General features: G+C 36.9%; 19 protein-coding genes, 15 tRNA genes, 1 riboswitch and 1 other annotated feature (1 of these 36 cut by a window edge). Of the genes, 28 read left to right on the plus strand and 6 right to left on the minus strand.

Annotation, left to right across the window (positions count from 1 at the left end; translation table 11 throughout):
• The 21 genes from NST00_RS07965 to NST00_RS08065 form a co-directional block, all read left to right on the plus strand.
• Positions 1-53, plus strand: a tRNA-Leu gene (locus NST00_RS07965); it begins 36 nt to the left of the window's first position.
• Between the two features lie 16 nt (positions 54-69).
• Positions 70-146 (plus strand) — tRNA-Arg (locus tag NST00_RS07970).
• Positions 147-158: 12 nt separating this feature from the next.
• Positions 159-235: transfer RNA gene (locus NST00_RS07975), tRNA-Pro, on the plus strand.
• Positions 236-246: 11 nt separating this feature from the next.
• Positions 247-322, plus strand: a tRNA-Ala gene (locus tag NST00_RS07980).
• A 24-nt stretch (positions 323-346) separates the two neighbouring features.
• A tRNA-Met gene (locus NST00_RS07985) sits at positions 347-420 on the plus strand.
• Positions 421-426: 6 nt separating this feature from the next.
• Positions 427-503, plus strand: a tRNA-Ile gene (locus NST00_RS07990).
• Positions 504-532: 29 nt separating this feature from the next.
• Positions 533-625: transfer RNA gene (locus NST00_RS07995), tRNA-Ser, on the plus strand.
• A 20-nt stretch (positions 626-645) separates the two neighbouring features.
• Positions 646-722, plus strand: a tRNA-Met gene (locus NST00_RS08000).
• Between the two features lie 4 nt (positions 723-726).
• Positions 727-802: transfer RNA gene (locus tag NST00_RS08005), tRNA-Asp, on the plus strand.
• 7 nt (positions 803-809) lie between these two features.
• Positions 810-882, plus strand: a tRNA-Phe gene (locus NST00_RS08010).
• Between the two features lie 6 nt (positions 883-888).
• A tRNA-Gly gene (locus NST00_RS08015) sits at positions 889-962 on the plus strand.
• Positions 963-964: 2 nt separating this feature from the next.
• Positions 965-1,041: transfer RNA gene (locus NST00_RS08020), tRNA-Ile, on the plus strand.
• Positions 1,042-1,046: 5 nt separating this feature from the next.
• Positions 1,047-1,121 (plus strand) — tRNA-Asn (locus NST00_RS08025).
• A gap of 3 nt (positions 1,122-1,124) precedes the next feature.
• Positions 1,125-1,217, plus strand: a tRNA-Ser gene (locus NST00_RS08030).
• A gap of 11 nt (positions 1,218-1,228) precedes the next feature.
• A tRNA-Glu gene (locus tag NST00_RS08035) sits at positions 1,229-1,300 on the plus strand.
• A 122-nt stretch (positions 1,301-1,422) separates the two neighbouring features.
• A complete protein-coding gene (locus NST00_RS08040; protein ID WP_016837029.1) occupies positions 1,423-2,364 on the plus strand; it encodes a dipeptidase in 942 nt (313 codons plus the stop codon).
• A gap of 243 nt (positions 2,365-2,607) precedes the next feature.
• Complete coding sequence (locus NST00_RS08045) at positions 2,608-3,987, plus strand: isochorismate synthase (RefSeq protein ID WP_016837030.1); 1,380 nt, start codon at positions 2,608-2,610, stop codon at positions 3,985-3,987.
• Positions 3,980-5,701, plus strand: a complete 1,722-nt coding sequence (gene menD / locus NST00_RS08050; protein WP_340709837.1) for a 2-succinyl-5-enolpyruvyl-6-hydroxy-3-cyclohexene-1-carboxylic-acid synthase — start codon at positions 3,980-3,982, stop codon at positions 5,699-5,701. The genes NST00_RS08045 and menD overlap by 8 nt, the downstream gene beginning before the upstream one ends.
• On the plus strand, positions 5,689-6,498 hold the full coding sequence (menH, locus tag NST00_RS08055; RefSeq protein ID WP_168411939.1) for a 2-succinyl-6-hydroxy-2,4-cyclohexadiene-1-carboxylate synthase: 810 nt from the start codon (positions 5,689-5,691) through the stop codon (positions 6,496-6,498). Before menD ends, menH begins: the two co-directional genes overlap by 13 nt.
• 20 nt (positions 6,499-6,518) lie before the next feature.
• Positions 6,519-7,337 carry a 1,4-dihydroxy-2-naphthoyl-CoA synthase gene (gene menB / locus NST00_RS08060; RefSeq protein WP_016837033.1) on the plus strand — a complete coding sequence of 273 codons (819 nt, stop codon included), beginning with the start codon at positions 6,519-6,521 and terminating at the stop codon, positions 7,335-7,337.
• 176 nt (positions 7,338-7,513) lie between these two features.
• Entirely contained in the window at positions 7,514-8,950 is a 1,437-nt protein-coding gene (locus NST00_RS08065; RefSeq protein ID WP_340709838.1) for an o-succinylbenzoate--CoA ligase, read from the plus strand.
• 158 nt (positions 8,951-9,108) lie between these two features.
• On the opposite strand, the gene NST00_RS08070 is transcribed toward NST00_RS08065, so the two are convergent.
• Entirely contained in the window at positions 9,109-10,068 is a 960-nt protein-coding gene (locus tag NST00_RS08070) for a metal ABC transporter solute-binding protein, Zn/Mn family (protein ID WP_340709839.1), read from the minus strand.
• Positions 10,069-10,176: 108 nt separating this feature from the next.
• Entirely contained in the window at positions 10,177-10,410 is a 234-nt protein-coding gene (gene yidD / locus NST00_RS08075; protein WP_096551638.1) for a membrane protein insertion efficiency factor YidD, read from the minus strand.
• 342 nt (positions 10,411-10,752) lie between these two features.
• On the opposite strand from yidD, the gene NST00_RS08080 reads away from it, so the two are divergent.
• The 4 genes from NST00_RS08080 to NST00_RS08095 all read left to right on the plus strand — a co-directional run bounded on the left by NST00_RS08080 (position 10,753) and on the right by NST00_RS08095 (position 12,906).
• Entirely contained in the window at positions 10,753-11,196 is a 444-nt protein-coding gene (locus NST00_RS08080) for a Dps family protein (RefSeq protein WP_168411937.1), read from the plus strand.
• Between the two features lie 100 nt (positions 11,197-11,296).
• Positions 11,297-11,617, plus strand: a complete 321-nt coding sequence (locus NST00_RS08085; RefSeq protein WP_016837038.1) for a hypothetical protein — start codon at positions 11,297-11,299, stop codon at positions 11,615-11,617.
• 46 nt (positions 11,618-11,663) lie between these two features.
• The gene (locus NST00_RS08090; protein WP_016837039.1) at positions 11,664-12,131 is read left to right on the plus strand and encodes an NUDIX domain-containing protein; all 468 of its coding nucleotides are present in this window, start codon (positions 11,664-11,666) and stop codon (positions 12,129-12,131) included.
• Positions 12,115-12,906 carry an alpha/beta hydrolase family protein gene (locus tag NST00_RS08095; protein WP_340709840.1) on the plus strand — a complete coding sequence of 264 codons (792 nt, stop codon included), beginning with the start codon at positions 12,115-12,117 and terminating at the stop codon, positions 12,904-12,906. Before NST00_RS08090 ends, NST00_RS08095 begins: the two co-directional genes overlap by 17 nt.
• 298 nt (positions 12,907-13,204) lie before the next feature.
• Here NST00_RS08095 and pckA read toward each other — a convergent pair whose 3' ends face one another.
• Positions 13,205-14,791: a phosphoenolpyruvate carboxykinase (ATP) gene (pckA, locus tag NST00_RS08100; RefSeq protein WP_016837041.1), complete on the minus strand. Its 1,587-nt coding sequence runs from the start codon at positions 14,789-14,791 to the stop codon at positions 13,205-13,207.
• A 251-nt stretch (positions 14,792-15,042) separates the two neighbouring features.
• Positions 15,043-15,154, plus strand: a riboswitch (SAM riboswitch).
• Between the two features lie 232 nt (positions 15,155-15,386).
• On the opposite strand from pckA, the gene metK reads away from it, so the two are divergent.
• Positions 15,387-16,583: a methionine adenosyltransferase gene (metK, locus tag NST00_RS08105; protein ID WP_096551632.1), complete on the plus strand. Its 1,197-nt coding sequence runs from the start codon at positions 15,387-15,389 to the stop codon at positions 16,581-16,583.
• 91 nt (positions 16,584-16,674) lie between these two features.
• On the opposite strand, the gene NST00_RS08110 is transcribed toward metK, so the two are convergent.
• Positions 16,675-17,187 carry a gamma carbonic anhydrase gene (locus NST00_RS08110; protein WP_016837043.1) on the minus strand — a complete coding sequence of 171 codons (513 nt, stop codon included), beginning with the start codon at positions 17,185-17,187 and terminating at the stop codon, positions 16,675-16,677.
• A 123-nt stretch (positions 17,188-17,310) separates the two neighbouring features.
• On the opposite strand from NST00_RS08110, the gene NST00_RS08115 reads away from it, so the two are divergent.
• Together NST00_RS08115 and NST00_RS08120 are read left to right on the plus strand one after the other, a co-directional pair.
• Positions 17,311-18,105 (plus strand): alpha/beta hydrolase, encoded by a 795-nt coding sequence (locus NST00_RS08115; protein WP_016837044.1) that lies wholly within the window; start codon positions 17,311-17,313, stop codon positions 18,103-18,105.
• Between the two features lie 163 nt (positions 18,106-18,268).
• A complete protein-coding gene (locus tag NST00_RS08120; protein WP_340709841.1) occupies positions 18,269-19,747 on the plus strand; it encodes an alanine/glycine:cation symporter family protein in 1,479 nt (492 codons plus the stop codon).
• 19 nt (positions 19,748-19,766) lie between these two features.
• On the opposite strand, the gene NST00_RS08125 is transcribed toward NST00_RS08120, so the two are convergent.
• Both NST00_RS08125 and NST00_RS08130 read right to left on the minus strand, forming a co-directional pair.
• Positions 19,767-20,348 carry a class I SAM-dependent methyltransferase gene (locus tag NST00_RS08125; protein WP_026018961.1) on the minus strand — a complete coding sequence of 194 codons (582 nt, stop codon included), beginning with the start codon at positions 20,346-20,348 and terminating at the stop codon, positions 19,767-19,769.
• Positions 20,345-21,301, minus strand: coding sequence for a TIGR01212 family radical SAM protein (locus NST00_RS08130; RefSeq protein ID WP_168411936.1), 957 nt, complete (start codon positions 21,299-21,301; stop codon positions 20,345-20,347). The genes NST00_RS08125 and NST00_RS08130 overlap by 4 nt, the downstream gene beginning before the upstream one ends.
• 532 nt (positions 21,302-21,833) lie before the next feature.
• Positions 21,834-22,046, plus strand: a binding site (T-box leader).
• Positions 22,047-22,163 lie beyond the last annotated feature (117 nt).

Genomic DNA, 22,163 nt, shown 5'->3' on the forward strand with positions numbered 1-22,163 from the left:
AAATCCTGCGGTAGGTGACTACCGTACCGGTTCGACTCCGGTCCTCGGCACCATGTAAAATAGAAGTTAGCGCCAGTAGCTCAATTGGATAGAGCGTCTGACTACGGATCAGAAGGTTGTGGGTTCGACTCCTGCCTGGCGCGCCAAAAAAAGTGAACCGGGAAGTAGCTCAGCTTGGTAGAGCACTTGGTTTGGGACCAAGGGGTCGCAGGTTCGAATCCTGTCTTCCCGACCAGCAGGAACTACGGGGCATTAGCTCAGCTGGGAGAGCGCCTGCCTTGCACGCAGGAGGTCAGCGGTTCGATCCCGCTATGCTCCACCAAATTATAAATGAATAACAATTGACGGCGGTGTAGCTCAGCTGGCTAGAGCGTACGGTTCATACCCGTGAGGTCGGGGGTTCGATCCCCTCCACCGCCATCTTAAGGACCTTTAGCTCAGTTGGTTAGAGCAGACGGCTCATAACCGTCCGGTCGCAGGTTCGAGTCCTGCAAGGTCCACCAAAGGTTGAAAAGATAGATAAGAAACAAATGGAGGAATACCCAAGTCTGGCTGAAGGGATCGGTCTTGAAAACCGACAGGCGGGTCAAACCGCGCGGGGGTTCGAATCCCTCTTCCTCCACCATAATATAAAATAATTATTATCGCGGGGTAGAGCAGTCTGGTAGCTCGTCGGGCTCATAACCCGGAGGTCGCAGGTTCAAATCCTGCCCCCGCAACCAAAGTGGTCCCGTGGTGTAGCGGTTAACATGCCTGCCTGTCACGCAGGAGATCGCGGGTTCGAGTCCCGTCGGGACCGCCATAAATACGGGTCGGTAGCTCAGTTGGTAGAGCATTTGACTGAAGATCAAAGTGTCGGCGGTTCGATTCCGTCCCGACCCACTTGATGCGGGTGTAGTTTAATGGTAAAACCTCAGCCTTCCAAGCTGATGTCGTGGGTTCGATTCCCATCACCCGCTCCAATGGGCCTATAGCTCAGCTGGTTAGAGCGCACGCCTGATAAGCGTGAGGTCGATGGTTCAAGTCCATTTAGGCCCACCATATATTCCGAAGTAGCTCAGTGGTAGAGCAATCGGCTGTTAACCGATTGGTCGTAGGTTCGAATCCTACCTTCGGAGCCATAAGGAGAAGTACTCAAGAGGCTGAAGAGGCGCCCCTGCTAAGGGTGTAGGTCGGGGTAACCCGGCGCGAGGGTTCAAATCCCTCCTTCTCCGCCATACATAGCTGTGGCCCCTTGGTCAAGTGGTTAAGACACCGCCCTTTCACGGCGGTAACACGGGTTCGAATCCCGTAGGGGTCATAAAAAACCTCGAGACAATTTATGATTGTCTCGAGGTTTTTTTATTACAAATTATCGCATGGAACATCTTTATTCATTAATAAATACTATAAAAACAAAAGAGTATGGGGAGTGGAGAATAGATGAAAGTAGTGGACCTACATTGCGATGTATTAGAAAAATTAGCACGATTTGAAGATGCCAATTTTCGCAATGATTCTAGAATATATTCTAACTTTGAAAGATTAAAGGCAGGGAATGTAAAAATTCAAGTATTTGCAATATTTATCCATCCAGATATTCCTAAAGAGCAGAAATTTCAAGAAGCATTACGTCAGATTGAAGCCTTCCATAAATATGTATTGAAAGAGCCGGAAATGGTTCATATTAAAGATTGGAAGCAAATTGATGAGCTCGAAGAAGGGCAAATAGGAGCCGTATTAAGTTTGGAAGGCTGTGATGCCATAGATGATGATCTTGAAAAATTAAAGATCATTTTGGATGCAGGCGTTAAGATAGTCGGATTAACTTGGAATTATGAAAATAAAGTTGGCTATGGCACGTCAGAAGATTCTACAAAGGGTATAAAACCTTTTGGAAAAAAGGTAATTGAATTGTTAAATGAACGAGATATTATCATAGATGTTGCGCATTTAAATGAAAGAGGATTTTATGAATTATTACCGCTTGCAAAAAAAGTGATTGCTAGCCATTGTAATTCACGCACTCTCTGTGATCATCCAAGAAATTTAACGGATGAACAAGTGAAAATGCTTGTAGAAAAAGGTGGACGTATCCATGTTGTTTTTTATCCCCCATTTATAGAAAAGGAGAAGAAAACGACGACAATCGAAAAATTGGTTGAGCACATAAAATATTTAGCTAATTTAGTAGGAGTGGAACATATCGGTTTTGGTTCTGATTTTGATGGGATGGACCCATTGTCAGTAAGCAATTTATCAAATGCTTCTGAATTTCCAAATATCATTGAAAGGTTGCGTCAAGAGTTTACAGATGATGAGGTGAAATTATTTTCAGAAGAGGGATTTATGAATTATATAAGAAAATTAAATGCAACGACTTAATATAGAGATAGGGAAATAAAAACTATATACTCCTAAAATTGGAGATTTTAGGATAAAAACTTTATAAATAATTTCACAGAAAGAATAGTTGAAAGTATTATTATTAAACCTAAAAAAATGATATGATAAAATAGATATTGCATTGTTCGGAAAGGCAATCAGAATAATTATTTTAGGAAAGCAGAAATAAGATTCTGCTATTTTTATGGCAAATTACATTGCTTTTTTACGGAGGTTTTTTTCATGCATCAAAAGTGGTCTAAAACCACTGAAGTTGAAGTGGCATCAAATAAATTGTCCTTTTATATTGAAACGATTGAAGTGAATCAATTGTCCCCTTTAGCTTTTTATGCAGCAGGAGAACAGCAATATAGAGGGGAAAGGTTTTTTTGGCAAAATCGTGAAAAAACATTAACGATTGTTGGACTTGGACAAGCAATCGTATTGGAAAATAATAAAAATGGTCAACGTTTTTATGATATTGAGCATCAATGGAAAGAATTAACGAAAAATATTGTAATGGAAGAGCAGGAACCTCAACCTATTTTATTCGGAGGTTTTACCTTTGATCCGGAAAATAAAGAAAATGGTGAGTGGAATGATTTTCCTCAAAGTTATTTTACTGTAGCTACTTTTCAATTAATAAAACAACATGAGAAAACTTATGTCAGCATTCATTTGATTACAGAACAACAAGATTCTTCGATACATTTTGAAAAATTAAGGGAAGAACGGGACCGATTAATTCATGCAGCTCAAGTGAAAGAATTGAAAACATATGAAAAGCCGAAAATTCACTCGATTCATGAGCGAAATAAAGATTACTATTTCCATGCAGTTGAAAATGTTACCCATTTAATTCAAAAAAACGAAGCAGATAAAGTAGTAATCGCCCGTTCTTTAGAATTGGATTTTAAAGATGCGTTATCTTCGCCTCAAATCATTTATCAAATAATGAATGAACAGCCGGAAAGTTATTTATTTGGTCTTGAGCGGAAAAACTTACTATTTTTTGGTGCTACCCCTGAGCGTTTAGTAAAGGTGAAAAATCAGTATGCTTATTCTGCTTGTGTTGCTGGTTCTATCAAACGGGGAAAAACAGCAGAAGAAGATAAATTGCTAGGGGAACAACTATTAAGTGATTCCAAAAACTTAAAAGAACATCAATATGTTGTCGATATGATTGAAAATATTTTTAGCAAACATTGTGAAGAGTATAAAGTGCCAAAGCGTCCTAAATTATTAAAAATTCGTGATATACAACATTTATATACGCCTGTTGAAGGAAAATTATTCAATCATGCAACAATATTGCAATTAGTAGAACATTTGCATCCTACTCCCGCGTTAGGTGGAGTTCCTAGAAATAAAGCGATGGAGATTATTCGTGAGTTCGAAAAAATGAACAGGGGATTATATGCAGGACCAATCGGTTGGATTGATGCTGATGGAAATGGAGAATTTGCCGTTGCTATACGATCTGCAGCATTAATTGATAAGAAAGCATACTTATATGCTGGCGGTGGAATTGTTGCAGATTCAAATCCAATGACGGAATATGAAGAAACGTTAGTAAAGTTTCGTCCGATGTTGCGGGCTCTAGGAGGACAATTTAATGAGTGAACGTAAAATTTTGACGGATTATGTGTATCAAATTGTAGCGTCTCTTGTCCAAAATGGTGTGGAAGATGTAGTCATTAGCCCTGGATCACGGTCAACTCCGTTAGCCTATGCATTTGCATCAACAAAAGAATTGAATCTGTATCGACAAGTGGATGAACGATCTGCGGCGTTTTTTGCGTTAGGATTGGCAAAGTCAAAAGGGAAACCAGTAGTATTACTGTGTACATCAGGTACTGCAGCTGCAAACTACTATCCTGCTATAGTGGAAGCAAAATATGCACGAGTTCCGCTCGTTGTCATTACAGCTGATCGTCCCCATGAATTGCGTGAAGTAGGGGCTCCACAAGCAATCAATCAAATTGATTTATATGGAAATCATGTCAAATGGTTTGCTGAATTTCCAATACCTGATGATAACAGTGTAACTCTGCCATTTGTTGAACGTCATATTGTACGAGTTGTCAATATTGCTAAGACTCATCCATTAGGTCCGGTACATATTAATATTCCGTTTCGTGAGCCATTGTTGATTGATTTTCAAAATGAATTACCAAAAAGATCATTTTTGGCAAGTTTCAATGGCACGATTACCCCACACTATGAAGCGATGAAGGCGCTATCATCGATTATCAAAGAAACACGAAGAGGAATAATCGTAATCGGTGAACTTGCACTTGGTACAAAGTTAGAATATTTATGGTCATTTATTCGAAAAGTACAATGGCCTGTTTTAGTTGAAAGTTTATCAAATATGAGAGCGAATATCCCAGAATTTTGTAAACAGTATGTCATTGCTACATATGATGCGCTCTTAAAAAGCGATGAGTTTAAAAAATTGGCAGTTTGCGATACAGTCATCCGTTTTGGTGCACAACCAGTTTCAAAATTTTTAACGATTTTTTTAATGGAATCAAAGCCAAAAAACTATATAGTAATCGATGAGGATCCGATGTTTCGAGATTCAACTTCCGTTTCAACACATTTTATCCATGCAACCATCGAATCATGGTTAGAGGAAATGATTATCCAGTCAACGATTAATGAATCATATTTTACTCTTTGGAAAACAGCTGATGATATAGCTAAAAAACATATACTTGCATATACTCAACATGAAAAAGATGAAGGGGCATTCGTTCGCTATTTGTTAGAACAATTGCCAGAAAAAAGTGATTTATTTGTGAGCAGTAGCATGCCAATACGAGATATTGATACTTTTTTGTTGCCTACTTCAAAGGATATTCAAATCTTTGCTAATCGAGGGGCAAACGGTATTGATGGAGTCATTTCAACGGCTTTTGGATTTTCGAAAGGGAGAGAAAATCGAAAAACGTATTTATTGATTGGAGATTTGGCAGCCTTACATGATATTAACGCGTTTCTATTAACCCGCTATCAACCGTGTAATATGACTATTTTTGTATTAAATAATGATGGTGGGGGGATTTTTTCCTACTTGTCTCAAGCAACCGTAAAAGAATACTATGAGGACTTATTTGGAACTCCGACTGCACTAAAATTTCAAGATGTAGCAAACATGTATGGAATGGACTATTTGCTAATCAACCATTTTGATGAAAAAGAAAAGATTTTTGAAAAAGGGGACAAACCATTAAGATTAATAGAAATTCGAACAAACCGAAATGAAAATGTTCAGGCACATCGAAAGTTATGGCAACATATAAATTCGGAGTTGAAAGAATGGCTACTTTAAATATTCGTGGAATACAGGTCAATGTGGAAATATGGAATGAGGGTGCAGAAGAAGTTCTTGTTTTGTTACACGGTTTTACTGGAACAACTAACACCTGGAATAAAGTAATTGAATACTTGCCAAATACAATAAAAATTGTCGCAATTGATTTAATTGGACATGGTAAAACAGAAGCGCCAAAAGATTCTTCACGATATTCTATGATTGAACAAGTGAAGGACTTGGAAGAAATATTTAATCAATTGGGATTACATTATTTTAACTTATTAGGTTATTCAATGGGAGGGCGAGTAGCATTATCATACGCAGTTCGCTTTCCTAAGCGGATTAAACAATTAATATTAGAAAGTTCATCGCCAGGTTTACATACCGAAGAAGAACAACTGGCTAGAAGACAGGCGGATGAATTATTGGCTGATGAAATTGAAGAGAAGGGAATTCAATGGTTTGTAGATAAGTGGGAAAACATCCCCCTTTTTGCATCCCAAAAGACATTACCTGAACAAATACAACAAGCGATTCGAGAAGAACGGTTAAGCCAATCAGAAACGGGGCTTGCTAATAGTTTGCGTGGAATGGGGACAGGTGCCCAACCTTCATTATGGCGAAAATTAATTCGTCTCTCCTTTCCCGTTATACTCATAACTGGAGAATTAGATCAAAAATTCGTCCAAATTGCTGAACAAATGCTTGAACAGCTACAAAATGCGAAACATATTAACGTTCCTAATGTAGGCCATTCAATTCACGTGGAAAATCCGGAACAATTTGCTACAATAATTAAGGAAGTCTTATAAAATTCGGGGAGGTTACTCATATGACTCGTGAGTGGAAAACTTTACATACTTATGAAGATATAAAGTATGAATTTTATAATGGGATTGCAAAAATTACAATTAATCGTCCGGAAGTACGCAACGCATTTCGACCAAAAACGGTTGAAGAATTAATTGATGCTTTCTCACGTGCTCGTGATGATGCAAATATCGGTGTTATCATTTTAACAGGTGAAGGTGATAAAGCATTCTGTTCTGGTGGTGACCAAAAGGTGCGCGGTCATGGTGGGTATGTAGGCGATGACAATATCCCACGATTAAACGTACTAGATTTACAACGACTAATTCGCGTAATTCCAAAACCAGTTATTGCGATGGTTGCTGGATATGCTATCGGTGGCGGACACGTATTACACGTAGTGTGTGACTTAACGATTGCTGCAGACAACGCTATATTTGGACAAACTGGTCCGAAAGTTGGTTCCTTTGACGCTGGATACGGTTCTGGCTATTTAGCACGCATCGTTGGACATAAAAAAGCTCGTGAAATCTGGTACTTATGCCGTCAGTATAATGCACAAGAAGCGTTAGAAATGGGATTAGTAAACACGGTTGTACCTTTAGAACAATTGGAAGATGAAACGGTAAAATGGTGTGAAGAAATCCTTGAAAAATCACCAACTGCCATTCGTTTCTTAAAAGCTGCAATGAATGCAGATACAGATGGACTTGCAGGACTTCAACAATTCGCTGGAGACGCGACGCTTCTTTACTATACAACGGATGAAGCAAAAGAAGGACGAGATGCGTTTAAAGAAAAACGTAAACCAAACTTTGGTCAATTCCCAAGATTCCCTTGATTTAGATATCGATAATTCGTTTTTGAAAATAGGCTGTCTTGAAAGTTTCTACTTTCAAGACAGCCTTTTTCATTTTGGATGGATTTTGTAAATCATGATAACTAATGAGTCTGATTGTTAATTTTTATTTATGATATTTTTTTAGTAAAATGAAGGGGAGAAAGGGAGGAATTATAATGTACCCTAATTGGATTCTACAGCGAGCCTATTTAACTCCAAATCGAATTGGATTATCTTTTGAAGGTAATCACTGGACTTTTGAAGAAATCAAAAAGATTTCTGTAAAACGTGCGGAACAATTAAAGGTATTAGGCATAGACAAGGGAAGCCGTGTTGCGGTTCTTGGAGAAAACGATTCAAGTTTGATTTTTATTATGTACGGATGTATGCATTTACAATGTGAAATGGTGTTATTAAACCGTAAGCTAACTACTAATGAATTGGCTTATCAAATCAATGATGCACAAGTCTCAATGGTATTAGTCAATGACAATGATCTGTCATTACTGCCTGAAGATGTGAACTACTTGCGATTCTCTGAAATCGAAAATAGCGATTGTAAGCCAATTGAAATAAGCCGTGAATGGCCGCTGCAACAGACGATTTCCATTATGTATACGAGCGGCACGACAGGTTTTCCAAAAGGCGTGCGTCAAACGGTAGAAAACCATCAATCAAGTGCCGTTGCTTCAGTTTTGAATATCGGTTTATCCGAAAAAGATGTTTGGCTTTGTGCTGTACCTCTTTTTCATATTAGTGGATTTTCGATATTAGTTCGTTCTCTATTATACGGCAACGAAGTAAAGCTCTATCGAAAATTTGATCATGTACAAATTGCAGAGGATATTGTTTTCGGTAGGGTGACAAATGTTTCAGTGGTAGCTGTGATGCTTGAGCGAATTTTACATATCCTTGAGGAACGAAATCAGAAGGCATCTCCATCATTTAAGTTGATATTGGCAGGAGGTGGCCCTATTCCGAAAGATTATTTAATTCGTGCAGAACAGCGGGGATTGAAAGTATTGCAAACTTATGGGATGACGGAAACTTCCTCTCAAACAGCGACATTACCTGCGGAAGATGCTTTGCGGAAAATCGGTTCGGCTGGTAAACCATTATTTTTCAATCAGATTAAAATATTAGGAGCAGACGGTCCTTATCAAGAAGGGGAAATTTGTATCCGCGGCCCACATGTGACGCCAGGATATATTGGACGTTACGAAGCGAAACCATCGACGGAAGACGGATGGTTACATACTGGTGATATAGGTTATGTAGATAACGAAGGATATTTATATGTCGTTGATCGCCGTTCAGACCTAATCATTTCCGGTGGAGAGAACATTTATCCAGCAGAAGTGGAAAACGTGTTAATGGGGCATCCTGCAATCAAAGAAGCGGGTGTTTGTGGAGTGGAGGATGCAACATGGGGACAAGTTCCAGTTGCTTTCATTGTATTGAAAAAAGATGTTTCACCTGATGAAATTAAAGAATATTGTTTACAACATTTAGCGAAGTATAAAGTACCAAAAGAAGTCTATGTGGTTGATGCATTACCAAGAAATGCTTCCAATAAATTGTTGCGTCGAAAATTAAAAGAATTGTTACCTTAATCTCCATGAGTAGTACAAGCTGATTTGTACTACTTTTTTAATGGGAAAAGGTTAACTTTTCTACGTTTTTAACTATAGATTGCTTATCATGTTCCTAATTTTAGGAAAAATAAGAGCGAATCGAAAGCCTGTAGCTTTCAAAATTCGCTCCTTTAAGATTAATAATTTAAAGCTTTTTCCAACGTTTTTAAATTTTTTTCCATTAATGTAAAGTAATCTTCATTATTTTTTAGATCATCTTCTGTTAATACGCTTAGGTTATGTAATATTAGCGATTCGGCTCCAATTTCTTCCTGAATGACAGATGCTAGTTTCGATGAAACATTTTGCTCAAATAATATATATTGAATTTTATATTTTTTGGCAAGTTCGATAATTTCCGCAAGTTCCTTCTGGGATGGTTCGCTTTGTGAATTTAATCCAGCAACGGGGATTTGTGTTAACCCGTAATTTCCTGCGATATATCCAAAGGCTGCATGGGACACAAAAAATGTTTTGGATGAAGCATGACTTGCTAAGTCTTTATATTGTTGATCTAATTCATCGAGACGTTTTACTAATTGCTCATAGTTTGTATTGAACGTATTTTCTTGTTCTGGAAGAAGGTTGACAAGTTCATTTTTAATCGTCAATGCTATATCTTTAGAGATCGTAGGAGAGAGCCAAACATGTGGATCGACCTCTCCATGGTGGTGGTCGTGTTCATGTTCATGTTCATGTTCATGTTCCTCGTGGGAATGTCCAACAGAAGTTTGTAGTTTTTGTTCATCAATTTTTTCTGCGACTGGAACAAATTTTACGTGTTCATTTGCCAATGATTTTTTCGCATTTTCCACAAAACTTTCTAAACCTAATCCAATATAGAAAAATACGTCTGCATCTGCTAAAGCGATCATATCCTTTTGTGTTGGTTCAAAAGTGTGCTCATTTGCTCCAGGAGGATAGATAGAAGAAACATTCACATAATCTCCACCGATTTGTTTTGCAAAATATTGTAGTGGGTATACAGTAGTATATATATTAATTTCGTTATTCTTTTCTTGATTCGATTCATTATTGGTGCAGGCAGTTAAAAGCAGCGTCATCGCTAGTAATGAGAGGAAAATCAAATTTCTCATTATATTTCTCCTTTTCATCAAATAGTAATGATTACGATTTATGTAATTTTCACGAAATCAATAATACCATGAACAAGTGAATAAATACAATAAGAAAAACCTTCGAAATTAATTTTTTTTCGAAGGCCACTTTTCAGGTACGGGATCAAAACCCCCAGGATGAAAAGGATGACATTTTAAAATGCGGATTGTAGTAAGAATAAAGCCTTTAATAGCACCGTGCTTTTCAAATGCTTCAAGTCCATATTGAGAACAAGTCGGATAAAATCGGCAGGTTGGTGGTGTGAGTGGAGAAATAAATTTTCTATAAAATTGAATAAGCCAAATAAAAGGATATTTCATTGTTCGAATTTCTCATTCCTTACTTTACTTATTTAAAATCGACCTTTTCTTTTCATATGTATAAAGAAACCGATAGCACCAATCATTATGATGAAATACATAACGCCTACTAATATTAAGATACCAGACATATTCAATATCATCACCTCTACCTATATACTAACATAATTATTCTTCTGATTGTTGAATACAAGGTGAACATAATATTTGGATAAATTCAATAAAAAATATCATACTATATATGAACTGTTTTCTGAGATTTCATGCAATTGTAAAATTATAAAAACAATGTTTTTAGTATAATTAAAAAAGAAAGAAAAATCTGTAAAATGAGGTGAAATGATGTCAAACGATAAATTAATTGCCCAATTAAATGAATTAGTTTCAACATACTCAGTATTATATACTAAACTTCATAATTACCATTGGTATGTAACAGGTCCAAGCTTCTTTACATTACATGAAAAATTTGAAGAATTATACAATGAAATTACGGCAAACTTAGATGAAGTAGCAGAGCGTATTCTAACAAAAGGCGGAAAGCCAGTTGCAACATTAAAAGAGCATTTAGAATTATCAAGAGTACAAGAAGCTTCAGGTTCAGAAAAATCAGAGGAAATGGTTCAAACAATAATTGATGACTTCCAATCCACTATGAAGCTGATTAAAGAAGCAATGGAAGAGGCGGCAAATCAAGGCGATGATCGTACAGAAGATATGTTGAACGCAACTTTCCAAAGTCTAGAAAAACATACATGGATGTTATCAGCGTTTTTAGGTAAATAACGGAATGTCTATCCTCAAGAGTTCAATGATAGAACTTTTGAGGATTTTTTATCCTTTTGAATAGCCCTAATTATATTTCACCATAATGAATATAAGGAGGGTGATTACTATCGAAAAGACAACGCTGTATGTGAACGTCTTAAACCAATCTTATAATTACATTCCTACTGGCGAACCTTGTGAGTTTAAGATTGAATTGGATCCGGATAAAGTGTTTATATTTAAAAAGCTATTTAATCAGTTAAACTCTTTAGAATTTGATAATGCAGTAAGAGCTCATTTACCATATCTTCCATACCATCTTGATGAAGAGAATGATGAAATTGATAATCGATTGAAAAAAATTTATGCTTTAATTCATGAGTTTGGCGATGAAAAAATAAAAGAATTTGTGGAACAATTGCCCTATTTCAATAATTGAATAGAACACATCCCTTCGCTACACTAAATGTATAGGAGTTGAAGGGATGTTTACTTTTTATGATTTAAACAATAATAAAGTCGAACTAAGTTTTGAAGGTCCTCCGTTTCCACTTGAGCCGAAGCATGTCCTGGTGCTTGTACAAAAAGATGGAAAATGGCTTTGTACAATCAATCAAAAACGGGGTGTGGAATTTCCTGGAGGTAAAGTGGAATTGGGAGAAACAATAGAACAAGCAGCTAAGCGGGAAGTTTATGAAGAAACGCTCGTACATATTACGGATTTGAAATTATTTGCCCATTATACTGTTTATGAAAAAATCCCATTTTGTAAAGCCGTATTTGTTGCAAAGGTGGCTCGAATCGAACCTTTTGTTCAACAATACGAAACGGTCGGGCGACTTTTTTTAACAACGGAGGAAGTATTACAACATCCATATGCAAGTTTTTATATGAAGGATGAAGGGATGAAAAAAATTTTGCAGGAAGTGAAACAACTTGAAAAAGAATGGTAGCATTGAATTAATTAGAAAATATCCTTCTCCTAATCCAAATGTAGAGCTTGAGGAAATCGTTTATTGGTCGGAAGGGCTTCGAGTGAAAGGATTGCTTGCTAGACCTATTGGAGATGGTTCATATGAAGCATTATTATATTTGCGTGGTGGATTGCAGTCGGTAGGAATGGTAAGGCCAGCTAGAATTGCGCAATTTGCCTCAAATGGGTTTATTGTATTTGCACCGTATTATCGTGGAAATCGAGGTGGAGAAGGTCGCGATGAATTTGGGGGCGATGACCGACTTGATGCACTGCATAGCATCCAATTATTAAAAGAATTTGCCAATAATGATTCGGTACACCTTTTTGGTTTTTCAAGGGGAGGATTAATGGCTTTATGGATGGGGATTTTGAGTAAAGATATTCGGTCAATCGTCACTTGGTCGGGTGTAGCTGATTTGGCGGATTTGTACGAAGAACGGGTTGATTTAAGACGTACGCTAAAGAGACTTATCGGTGGATCTCCAACAAAATATCCGGAAATTTATGAAGAACGCTCACCAATTTATGAAGTGGACCGCATTCATGCACCGGTACTTATTATCCACGGTACTGAAGATTCCAATGTTAGGATCGAACAGTCCTATAAGCTTGAAAAGGCGCTTAAGGAATCAGGAAAAGAATTTGAAACGTGGTATATGGCCAATTTGGCACACCATTTTCCACCCCATATCAATAGAGAAACGGTCCGTTCTATTTGCAATTGGATGAAAGAAAAAGGAAAGAAGCGATGATTTCAATTCACTCTTTTCCCTTTAATTATTGAAACACTTAGAACGTTTTTCATTAAAGATTTATAAAAAAGCCCATCAAAATTAAATGGCCTGATCAAAAAGTGTAATATTTTTTGATCAGGCTCAAATTCTTTATGATGATTATATTTTCCCTGCGTTGGTCACATCTGACGCGACTCCTTGTCGAAATTAATCTGCGAAGAATGCATGAGCATCAGTCGTAAAGAGAGGCGCCTCAATGACTTATTAGGCGCCTCTTTAATCTTAATATGAGTTTAGAATGGATGGAACGTTGATATTAAACCAATGGTCCACCTTTTTTCAAAATATCTTCTGATACGTTGTTAAATTTCTTGAAGTTTTCTTTGAATAAATCAGCTAAATAACGAGCTTTTTGATCGTAAGCTTCTTTATCTTTCCAAGCTTCACGAGGATCTAGCACTTCGCTTGGAACCCCTTCAATTGCAGTTGGGATGTGTAATCCGAAAATACCATCTTGTTTTGTTTCAACATCGTTTAATTTACCGCTGATAGCAGCACGTACCATTGCGCGAGTATATGAAAGCTTCATGCGGCTACCTACACCGTATTCGCCACCAGTCCAACCAGTGTTCACTAAGAATACTTGAACGTTGTGTTCATCGATTTTCTCACCTAACATTTCAGCATATTTTGTTGCTGGAAGTGGTAAGAAAGGAGAACCGAAGCATGTAGAGAATACTGGTTCAGGTGAAGTAACGCCGCGTTCAGTACCAGCCAATTTAGAAGTGAATCCGCTTAAGAAGTGGTACATTGCTTGTTCCTTCGTTAATTTACTGATTGGAGGAAGCACTCCAAAAGCATCAGCAGTTAAGAAAATAATTGTTTTCGGATGACCAGCAATAGAAGGCATTACAATATTATCAATGTAATGAATTGGATACGCTGCACGTGTATTTTCTGTTAGGCTATTATCATCGTAATCAGGAATACGTGATTCTGAATCGATTACAACGTTTTCTAACACTGTACCAAAACGAATGGCATTATAAATTTCTGGCTCTTTCTCAGCTGATAAATTAATTGTTTTAGCGTAGCAGCCGCCTTCAATGTTGAACACACCGTTGTCAGACCAACCATGTTCATCATCACCGATTAATTTACGATCACTGTCAGCAGAAAGAGTTGTTTTTCCAGTACCAGATAAACCAAAGAATAACGCTACGTCACCATCTTCTCCAACGTTAGCAGAGCAATGCATTGAAAGAATTCCTTTTTCAGGTAACAAGTAGTTCATGATACTGAAAATAGATTTTTTCATTTCACCAGCATATTCCGTACCACCGATTAAAATAATTTTCTTTTCGAATGATACGATAATAAATGCTTCTGAGTTTGTTCCGTCAACAGCTGGATTCGCTTTGAAACCAGGTGCAGAAATAATTGTGAAATCAGCTGTATGAGAAGCTAATTCTTCTTTTGTTGGACGGATGAATAATTGATGACAGAAAAGATTGTGCCAAGCATATTCATTTACTACTTGAATAGATAATTGAGATTCTTTATCTGCTCCAGCAAAGCCTTTAAATACAAATAACTCGTCTTTTTCTTTTAAGTAATTTAATACTTTTATATACAAGTTATCAAACACTTCAGCAGAGATTGGCTGATTTACACTACCCCAATCAATTTTATCTTTAATGCTTTCTTCTTCGACAATAAATTTATCTTTTGGAGAACGGCCTGTATATTTACCTGTCTCAGCAACAATTGCACCATCAATTGTTAATTTGGCTTCTCCACGAGTTACCGCCTTTTCAACTAATTGAGGCACTGACAATTGAGTGTTTATATTTCCACCTTTTAATAATTCCTTCAGCTCATTTGCAATTTCTACTGAATTCATCGATTAAATACCATCCTTTTTTTATTTTTAGGAAAATTAATTGTTGGTTATATAATACAGAAATTAGTATAACACATTAGATGAAATAATCTATACTAATTCTTAAAATTATTTATGAAAATTTTTTGCTTGTAACAAGAGTACCTACTTATAAGTAAATTATAGAATACCGGGTTATGTCAAATTTGAGAAAAAGGAAAAAATATTTGACATTGTATAGTATATTACGTAACATGTTGGTTGAACGGATACTCTTATCCAGAGCTGGTGGAGGGTTAAGGCCCTATGAAACCCGGCAACCTGCATTACTATAATAATGCGTGGTGCTAACCTGATGCAAGGGGTTCCCTTGAACGATAAGAGTGAAAGGTAGAATGTTTAGTTCCTTTCCTCATGCATGTGGATAGGAACTTTTTTTATTCAAGCACAAATGTCGTACTCATTCAACCTATAAAACCTATAAAAAGATAAAAATTTCTTAAAGCCTTTCATCATCTTCGCACTGTTCCTTACGGGCGAATGTTGCTAAGGCAAAATGGATAATGAGTACCGTATCATAGCAGAGATTCGTCTCGTAAATTTAGGAGGAAATTTAATGTCAAATCGTCGACTGTTTACATCAGAAAGCGTAACAGAAGGTCATCCAGATAAAATTTGTGACCAAATATCCGATGCAATATTGGATGCGATACTAGAAGAAGATCCAAATGCAAGGGTTGCTTGTGAAACAATTGTTACAACTGGATTAGTGCTTGTAACCGGAGAAATTACTACGACAACTTATGTCGATATTCAAAGTATTGTTCGGGACACTGTCGCAGAAATTGGATATACGCGTGGGAAATTTGGATTTGATGCAGAAAACTTGGCGGTGCTCACTGCAATCGGTGAACAATCACCAGATATTGCAGAAGGTGTAGACCAAGCCTTAGAAGCACGAGAAGGATATATGACTGATGAGGATATCGAAGCGATTGGTGCTGGAGACCAAGGATTAATGTTTGGATTTGCTTGCAATGAAACTCCAGAACTGATGCCTCTACCGATTAGTTTAGCTCATCGACTTGCAAGAAGATTATCAGAAGTTCGGAAATCAAAAGAGATTCCGTATTTACGACCAGATGGTAAAACACAAGTAACTGTAGAATATGATGAAAATAATGTACCTCGTCGCATTGATACAATCGTCATTTCTACTCAGCATGATGAAGGAGTTACTCTTGATCAAATTAAAGTAGATATGATGGAAAAAGTTATTAAGGAAATTGTTCCAATAGAGTTGATTGATGACGATACTAAATACTTCATTAACCCAACTGGCCGCTTCGTAATTGGTGGACCAAAAGGAGATGCGGGTCTAACTGGACGCAAAATTATTGTGGATACTTATGGTGGATATGCTCGTCATGGTGGAGGAGCATTTTCTGGAAAAGACCCTACAAAAGTGGACCGTTCTGCTGCCTATGCTGCGCGTTATGTAGCAAAAAACATCGTAGCATCTGGTCTTGCTGATCGAGTAGAAGTTCAATTAGCTTATGCAATTGGTGTTGCACGTCCTGTATCCATTTCAATTGATACTTTTGGAACAGGTAAAGTAAGTGAGAGCAAATTAGTTGAGTGGGTCAAAGAACTATTTGATTTACGACCTGCGGGTATCATTAAAATGCTAGATTTGCGTCGTCCAATTTATAAACAAACTGCTGCATATGGTCATTTTGGTCGCACGGATATCGATTTGCCTTGGGAAAGAACAGATGTGGCCCAATTATTAAGAGAGAAGGCAGGATTATAATTATTTTATAAAAATGCAGGCAAATATGAACGCCTGCATTTTTATTTTTCAATGTAAATTTAATATTGTATAAATAATAATAACTTGAATTTTATTTCTTTAATGACTGATAATATTTTCCTTTTTCAACATATTCTTGAATAATGCGATCCATATCTTTACGATCTTCTTCTGTTACTTGACGGACGACTTTAGCAGGATTGCCCATAGCGACAGAATTTGGAGGGATTTTTTTACCAGGAGGTACTAAACTTCCAGCTGCAACGAGTGCTCCTTCTCCGATTTCAGCACCATCTAATATGATGGATCCCATGCCAATTAAAGCGCGTTTACGTACAATACAACTGTGTAAGGTAGCCTGATGACCAACGATGACTTCATCCTCTATGATTAGAGGGTTATTGGGACTTTGATGTAAACAACTTAAATCTTGGATGCTACAACGTTTTCCAATAATCGTTGGTGCAACATCTCCGCGAATCACAGTTCCAAACCAAATTGACGTATCTTCGCCAATTGTAACATCTCCAGTAATCGTTACATGGTCTGCTATAAATACAGAAGGATCGATATTAGGTTCTTTATCTTTATAAGGATAAATCATCGCAAAGCTCCTCATTTCTAAAGTATTATTATGTATATTATCCTAGCAAATAAGAAAATATTTGAAAATAGAACAAAACTAACTTGTAATGACAGAAGTATTAGTGGATTTAGGAGGAACGCTATGTGGAAGTGGGAAACTAAAGAGCAACCGAAAGCTGTTATAGTAATAATACATAGCGCTTTTGAAAACCACCGTTGGTATGCATGGTTAATAGAAAAATTGATGACGGAAGGTTATCATGTCGTGATGGGCGATTTACCAGGGCATGAAGAAGGGTCAAAATTTACGAGGGTTCATGATGAATTAATTGACGAATACTTACTTTTCATTAAACAGCTCATGAAAAGCGCTCTTCAATATCATTTACCAGTATTTATCATTGGACATGGCTTGGGCGGAACCCTTGCAATTCAATTTTTAAGGTCAACGAAGATGGAATGCGCTGGACTAGTATTAACTGCTCCGTGGTTACAGTTGCATAAACATTCCAATTTACTTACAAGTGCACTAGCAAGCATGAACATAGCACCAAGCAAAAAAGTGTCGATGGAGTTTGATAGACGATTATTTACTCGAAATTCTGATGGTTTTCTAGAGATGGAGGATGACGTACCATATCATTCCAATGTTACCGTTCGATGGTATCGAGACATTCAACAATTAATGAAAAATTTGATGACTCAGGATAAGACATTGTCATTGCCCATTTTGCTCATTACCCCTAATCAAGATAAAGTGGCGGATTCAGAAACGGCGAGAAAGTGGTTATTATTGCAAAAAACAAGTGAATTTCAATATAAAGACTGGCCCCATAGTTATCACAATATTTTTCATGATTATGAAAGGGAAGAAGTATTTCTATACATGAGAGATTTTATGAATAATGTTCTACGATCTATAGGATATATAGTTTAATTGAATTATATTGAAATTGGAGGAATGTTCGATATGGACATTCCTTTTTTAATATAAAATTAATAATTTTTTTAAAAAAATGATATCAAAAATATTGATTGTTTTCATAAGTTTTTGTAATATAAAAAATATTCATGATACATAAATTTAAAGGGGTGTGTGTATGTTAGAAAATTTCTTAAACTGGATTAGCGGCATCCTTTGGGGGCCAATCATGATTTATGGGATTTTAATCGTAGGACTTGTGTTCTCGATTATGACCCGATTTGCTCAAATTAGAAAAATTAAAGAAATGTTTGTTTTAATGTTTACTGGAGAGAAATCAGAAGCTGGTGTTTCTTCTTTCCAAGCATTAACGATAGCGCTTTCAGGACGCGTCGGTACCGGAAATATTATTGGTACGGCCAGCGCTATTGCATTCGGTGGTCCAGGTGCGGTATTCTGGATGTGGATTACAGCATTTATTGGAGCATCAACTGCATATGTAGAATCAACATTAGCGCAAATCTATAAAACTAAGAAACAAGGGGTTTATCGTGGTGGACCGGCGTATTATATGGAAAAGGGGACTGGAAAACGCTGGTTCGGGGTAGTGTTTGCGATTGCAGCCATTTTAGCGATGGCTATCTTGATGCCTGGAGTTCAATCAAATGCCATTTCCAGTGCAATGAACAACGCATTTAACATTTCACCTTGGATAACAGGTTTAATTACAATTGCTTTACTTGGTTTCGTTATTATTGGTGGAGTAAAACGAATTGCGAATGCAGCTCAAATTATCGTACCATTTATGGCGGTTGCATACCTATTAGTAGCAATTGTCGTGATTATCATGAATATTTCTGAAGTGCCTGCAGTATTCGGATTAATTATCCGCAGTGCATTTAGTGTAGATGCAACATTCGGTGGAATGATTGGTGCTGCCATTGCATGGGGGGTAAAACGCGCTGTTTATTCCAACGAAGCTGGACAAGGTACAGGACCACATGCTGCTGCAGCTGCGGAAGTATCCCATCCAGTTAAGCAAGGTCTAGTACAATCAGCATCTATTTATATTGATACGTTGCTTGTATGTTCCGCGACAGCGTTAATGATTTTATTCATGGGCACTTACAATACGAATGTGAATAATGCTGATGGAGAATTAATTGTTGAACATGTACCAGGGCATAACTATACAGAATTTACTCAGCTTGCTGTTACTGGAGCATTCCCTGGATTAGATAACTTCGGTTCTGCTTTTGTAGCCTTTGCGTTATTCTTCTTTGCATTCACAACATTAATGGCTTACTACTATATTGCAGAAACAAATGTTGCTTATTTATTCTCCGGTCGCACTGAAGGAACGATTACTTGGATATTAAAATTCGTAATACTAGCTTCTACTTTCTATGGTGCAATAAGAACATCAGATTTAGCTTGGCTACTAGGGGATATCGGACTTGGTTTAATGGTTTGGACAAATGTCATTGGAATTATTGTATTAGCGAAGCCTACTTTCGTTGCTTTGAAAGATTATGAGGAACAAAGAAAAGCTGGAAAAGATCCTGTATTTGATCCTATAAAACTAGGAATTAAAAATGCAGATTTCTGGGTAGAGCGTAATAAATCTCAAAATCAACAAGAAAATAAAGAAAAATAGAAATATAAAAACTGCCGACTTATTTTAAGTCTGGCAGTTTTTTCATTTTCTCCAAAGCAATGATAAACGGAGGGTCGTTTTTTTGATTAATGAATTCATAGCGAAGAACGTGAACATATTTTTGAGGAAGAGATTTTACAAATTCAATCACCGCATCTCTTTCCTCTTTCCCACCTTCGTGACCATGGTAAATCACTAAAACTATTATGCCACCAATCTTTAAAAGTGATAGTAATTGTTCAATTGCAGAAATAGTTGTTTCTCCTTTGGTGATAATGTCATGATTTCCACCAGGTAAGTAGCCTAAATTAAAGATAGCCCCCGCTACTTCTTCTTGGACATATTTAGTCAGTTGTTCGTGTCCATCTAAAATGACACGGGCTCTATGTTCTAATCCGTTTTCTTTTAATCGTTGAATTGTTACATCTACTGCTTGTTGTTGAATATCAAAGGCATAGACAAAACCTGTCTCTCCTACAAGATTAGCTAGAAATAATGTATCGTGGCCGTTTCCAGCGGTTGCATCAACGGCGATATCACCTTCATTAATTACAGATGATAATAAAGTTTTTGCGTAAGGTAAAACCCGTTCTAGCATTATTTGTTCACTTCCGCCTTATAATATTTTCCTTGCCAGGAGTTTCTACGTTCTAATTCAGCATCAATGCCGTTTAACACTTCCCATTTGTTCACGCTCCACATTGGTCCAATCATTAACTCTATCGGTCCATCACCGGTAATGCGATGGATGATCATGTTTGGCGGAAGAATTTCTAATTGGTCTGCTACAAGTTTGATATACTCTTCTCTTTCAAGGAATTGCAACATGCCTTTTTCATATTGTTTTACCATCGGTGTTCCTTTTAATAAATGCAAGAGATGAATTTTGATGCCTTGAACATCTAACTTAGCCACTTCACGTGCCGTTTCCATCATCATATCGTAATCTTCTAATGGTAAACCGTTAATGATGTGGGTACAAACACGTATATTATGTTTGCGAAGTTTCTCGACTCCTTCAACATATGTAGCATAATCATGAGCTCGATTGATTAAATTTGCTGTTCTTTCATGTATCGTTTGCAGTCCCATTTCAACCCATAAAAATGTTCTTTCATTTAATTCTGCCAAATATTCTACGACGTCATCTGGTAGACAATCGGGGCGAGTAGCGATGCTTAAACCCATTACCCCTTCACAATTTAGTGCAGCTTCAAATTTCTCTTTTAAAACAGGTAGAGGTGCGTGAGTATTTGTATATGCTTGGAAATAGGCCATTGTTTTACCGTCTTTCCATTTATTCTGCATTTTTGCTTTAATTTTTTCGAATTGGACCGGAATTGGGTCAACTCGATTACCGGCAAAATCCCCACTGCCGGCAGCGCTGCAGAAAGTGCAACCTCCATATGCCACTGTTCCGTCTCGATTCGGACAATCAAAGCCTGCATCTAATGCTACTTTATATACTTTATGGCCAAACTTATCACGCAAATATCGATTCCATGTATAATAACGTTTCCCATCGGAAGGGAATGGAAATTGTTGCTCTGTCAATTGTTTCACTCCTTACTGGTATTCACGAAAACATTTGCATTTTGTTGGGTTAGATGTTGATTCATGAGCGGAATACCATTACACATTATAACATTGAAGAGGAAGCGTTGTAATCTTATTAATATTGCTTATATGATTTATATTAAAATTTACAATATTGGTTATAATAGGTAATAATATATCAATCATGAAGAATAAAGGGGAGTTTAGGGTTGATATTTCAAATAATGGGGATAGGAAATGCTATTGGATTCATCATGTTCTTTTTTATTTATCTTCTAAGCATGATACTGGGTTTTTTCAAGCATTCCGCATTTTTTGCTCTAGCCACTATCGGATTTGGGGGAGCGGTTTATTACGTTGTTCGAATTGTTTCAAATATACTGAAGGAAATAAAGAAAAGAAATACAGAATAACTGGTGAAAAACTAGCCATATGAGGAAATTTAGTCTAAAATAATATACATTAAGATTTGTATTCATAGGGCTTGTATAATTTCTATATTTCCATTAAAATGAATTCATTGAAAATATGTACGACTAGGAGAAGGAATAGTAGATTTTGACGCTTTAACAGAGAGCTAGCGGTTGGTGGGAGCTAGTAAGCAGACAAATCGAACTCGCCTTTGAGTCTGTTTTAGTGAAAAGTAGTAGCTAAAACCGTTCACCGCGTTAAGGGTATGAGCTGAGTGCATGTGTCACTAATTTGGGTGGTACCGCGGGAGTAACATACTCTCGTCCCTTCTCTTTGGGTTGGGGCGAGTTTTTTTATTTTTTTAAAAATTCCGTTAATTCTACCACTTTTAGGATAATATACGGATAGGCAATTTATTGTTTCACGTATGTAGTAAAAAAGGTTGCAA

The sequence above is a fragment of the Ureibacillus sp. FSL K6-0165 genome, from assembly GCF_038004285.1.
GTDB lineage: Bacteria > Bacillota > Bacilli > Bacillales_A > Planococcaceae > Ureibacillus > Ureibacillus thermosphaericus.

Coding starts and splice junctions, on each gene's coding strand:
- NST00_RS08120 (WP_340709841.1), top strand. CDS start 18,269: ATGTTAGAAAATTTCTTAAACTGGATTAGCGGCATCCTTTGGGGGCCA.
- NST00_RS08070 (WP_340709839.1), bottom strand. CDS start 10,068: ATGAGAAATTTGATTTTCCTCTCATTACTAGCGATGACGCTGCTTTTA.
- metK (WP_096551632.1), top strand. CDS start 15,387: ATGTCAAATCGTCGACTGTTTACATCAGAAAGCGTAACAGAAGGTCAT.
- NST00_RS08080 (WP_168411937.1), top strand. CDS start 10,753: ATGTCAAACGATAAATTAATTGCCCAATTAAATGAATTAGTTTCAACA.
- NST00_RS08110 (WP_016837043.1), bottom strand. CDS start 17,187: ATGATTTATCCTTATAAAGATAAAGAACCTAATATCGATCCTTCTGTA.
- yidD (WP_096551638.1), bottom strand. CDS start 10,410: ATGAAATATCCTTTTATTTGGCTTATTCAATTTTATAGAAAATTTATT.
- NST00_RS08045 (WP_016837030.1), top strand. CDS start 2,608: ATGCATCAAAAGTGGTCTAAAACCACTGAAGTTGAAGTGGCATCAAAT.
- menB (WP_016837033.1), top strand. CDS start 6,519: ATGACTCGTGAGTGGAAAACTTTACATACTTATGAAGATATAAAGTAT.
- NST00_RS08040 (WP_016837029.1), top strand. CDS start 1,423: ATGAAAGTAGTGGACCTACATTGCGATGTATTAGAAAAATTAGCACGA.
- menH (WP_168411939.1), top strand. CDS start 5,689: ATGGCTACTTTAAATATTCGTGGAATACAGGTCAATGTGGAAATATGG.
- NST00_RS08090 (WP_016837039.1), top strand. CDS start 11,664: ATGTTTACTTTTTATGATTTAAACAATAATAAAGTCGAACTAAGTTTT.
- pckA (WP_016837041.1), bottom strand. CDS start 14,791: ATGAATTCAGTAGAAATTGCAAATGAGCTGAAGGAATTATTAAAAGGT.
- menD (WP_340709837.1), top strand. CDS start 3,980: ATGAGTGAACGTAAAATTTTGACGGATTATGTGTATCAAATTGTAGCG.
- NST00_RS08115 (WP_016837044.1), top strand. CDS start 17,311: ATGTGGAAGTGGGAAACTAAAGAGCAACCGAAAGCTGTTATAGTAATA.
- NST00_RS08065 (WP_340709838.1), top strand. CDS start 7,514: ATGTACCCTAATTGGATTCTACAGCGAGCCTATTTAACTCCAAATCGA.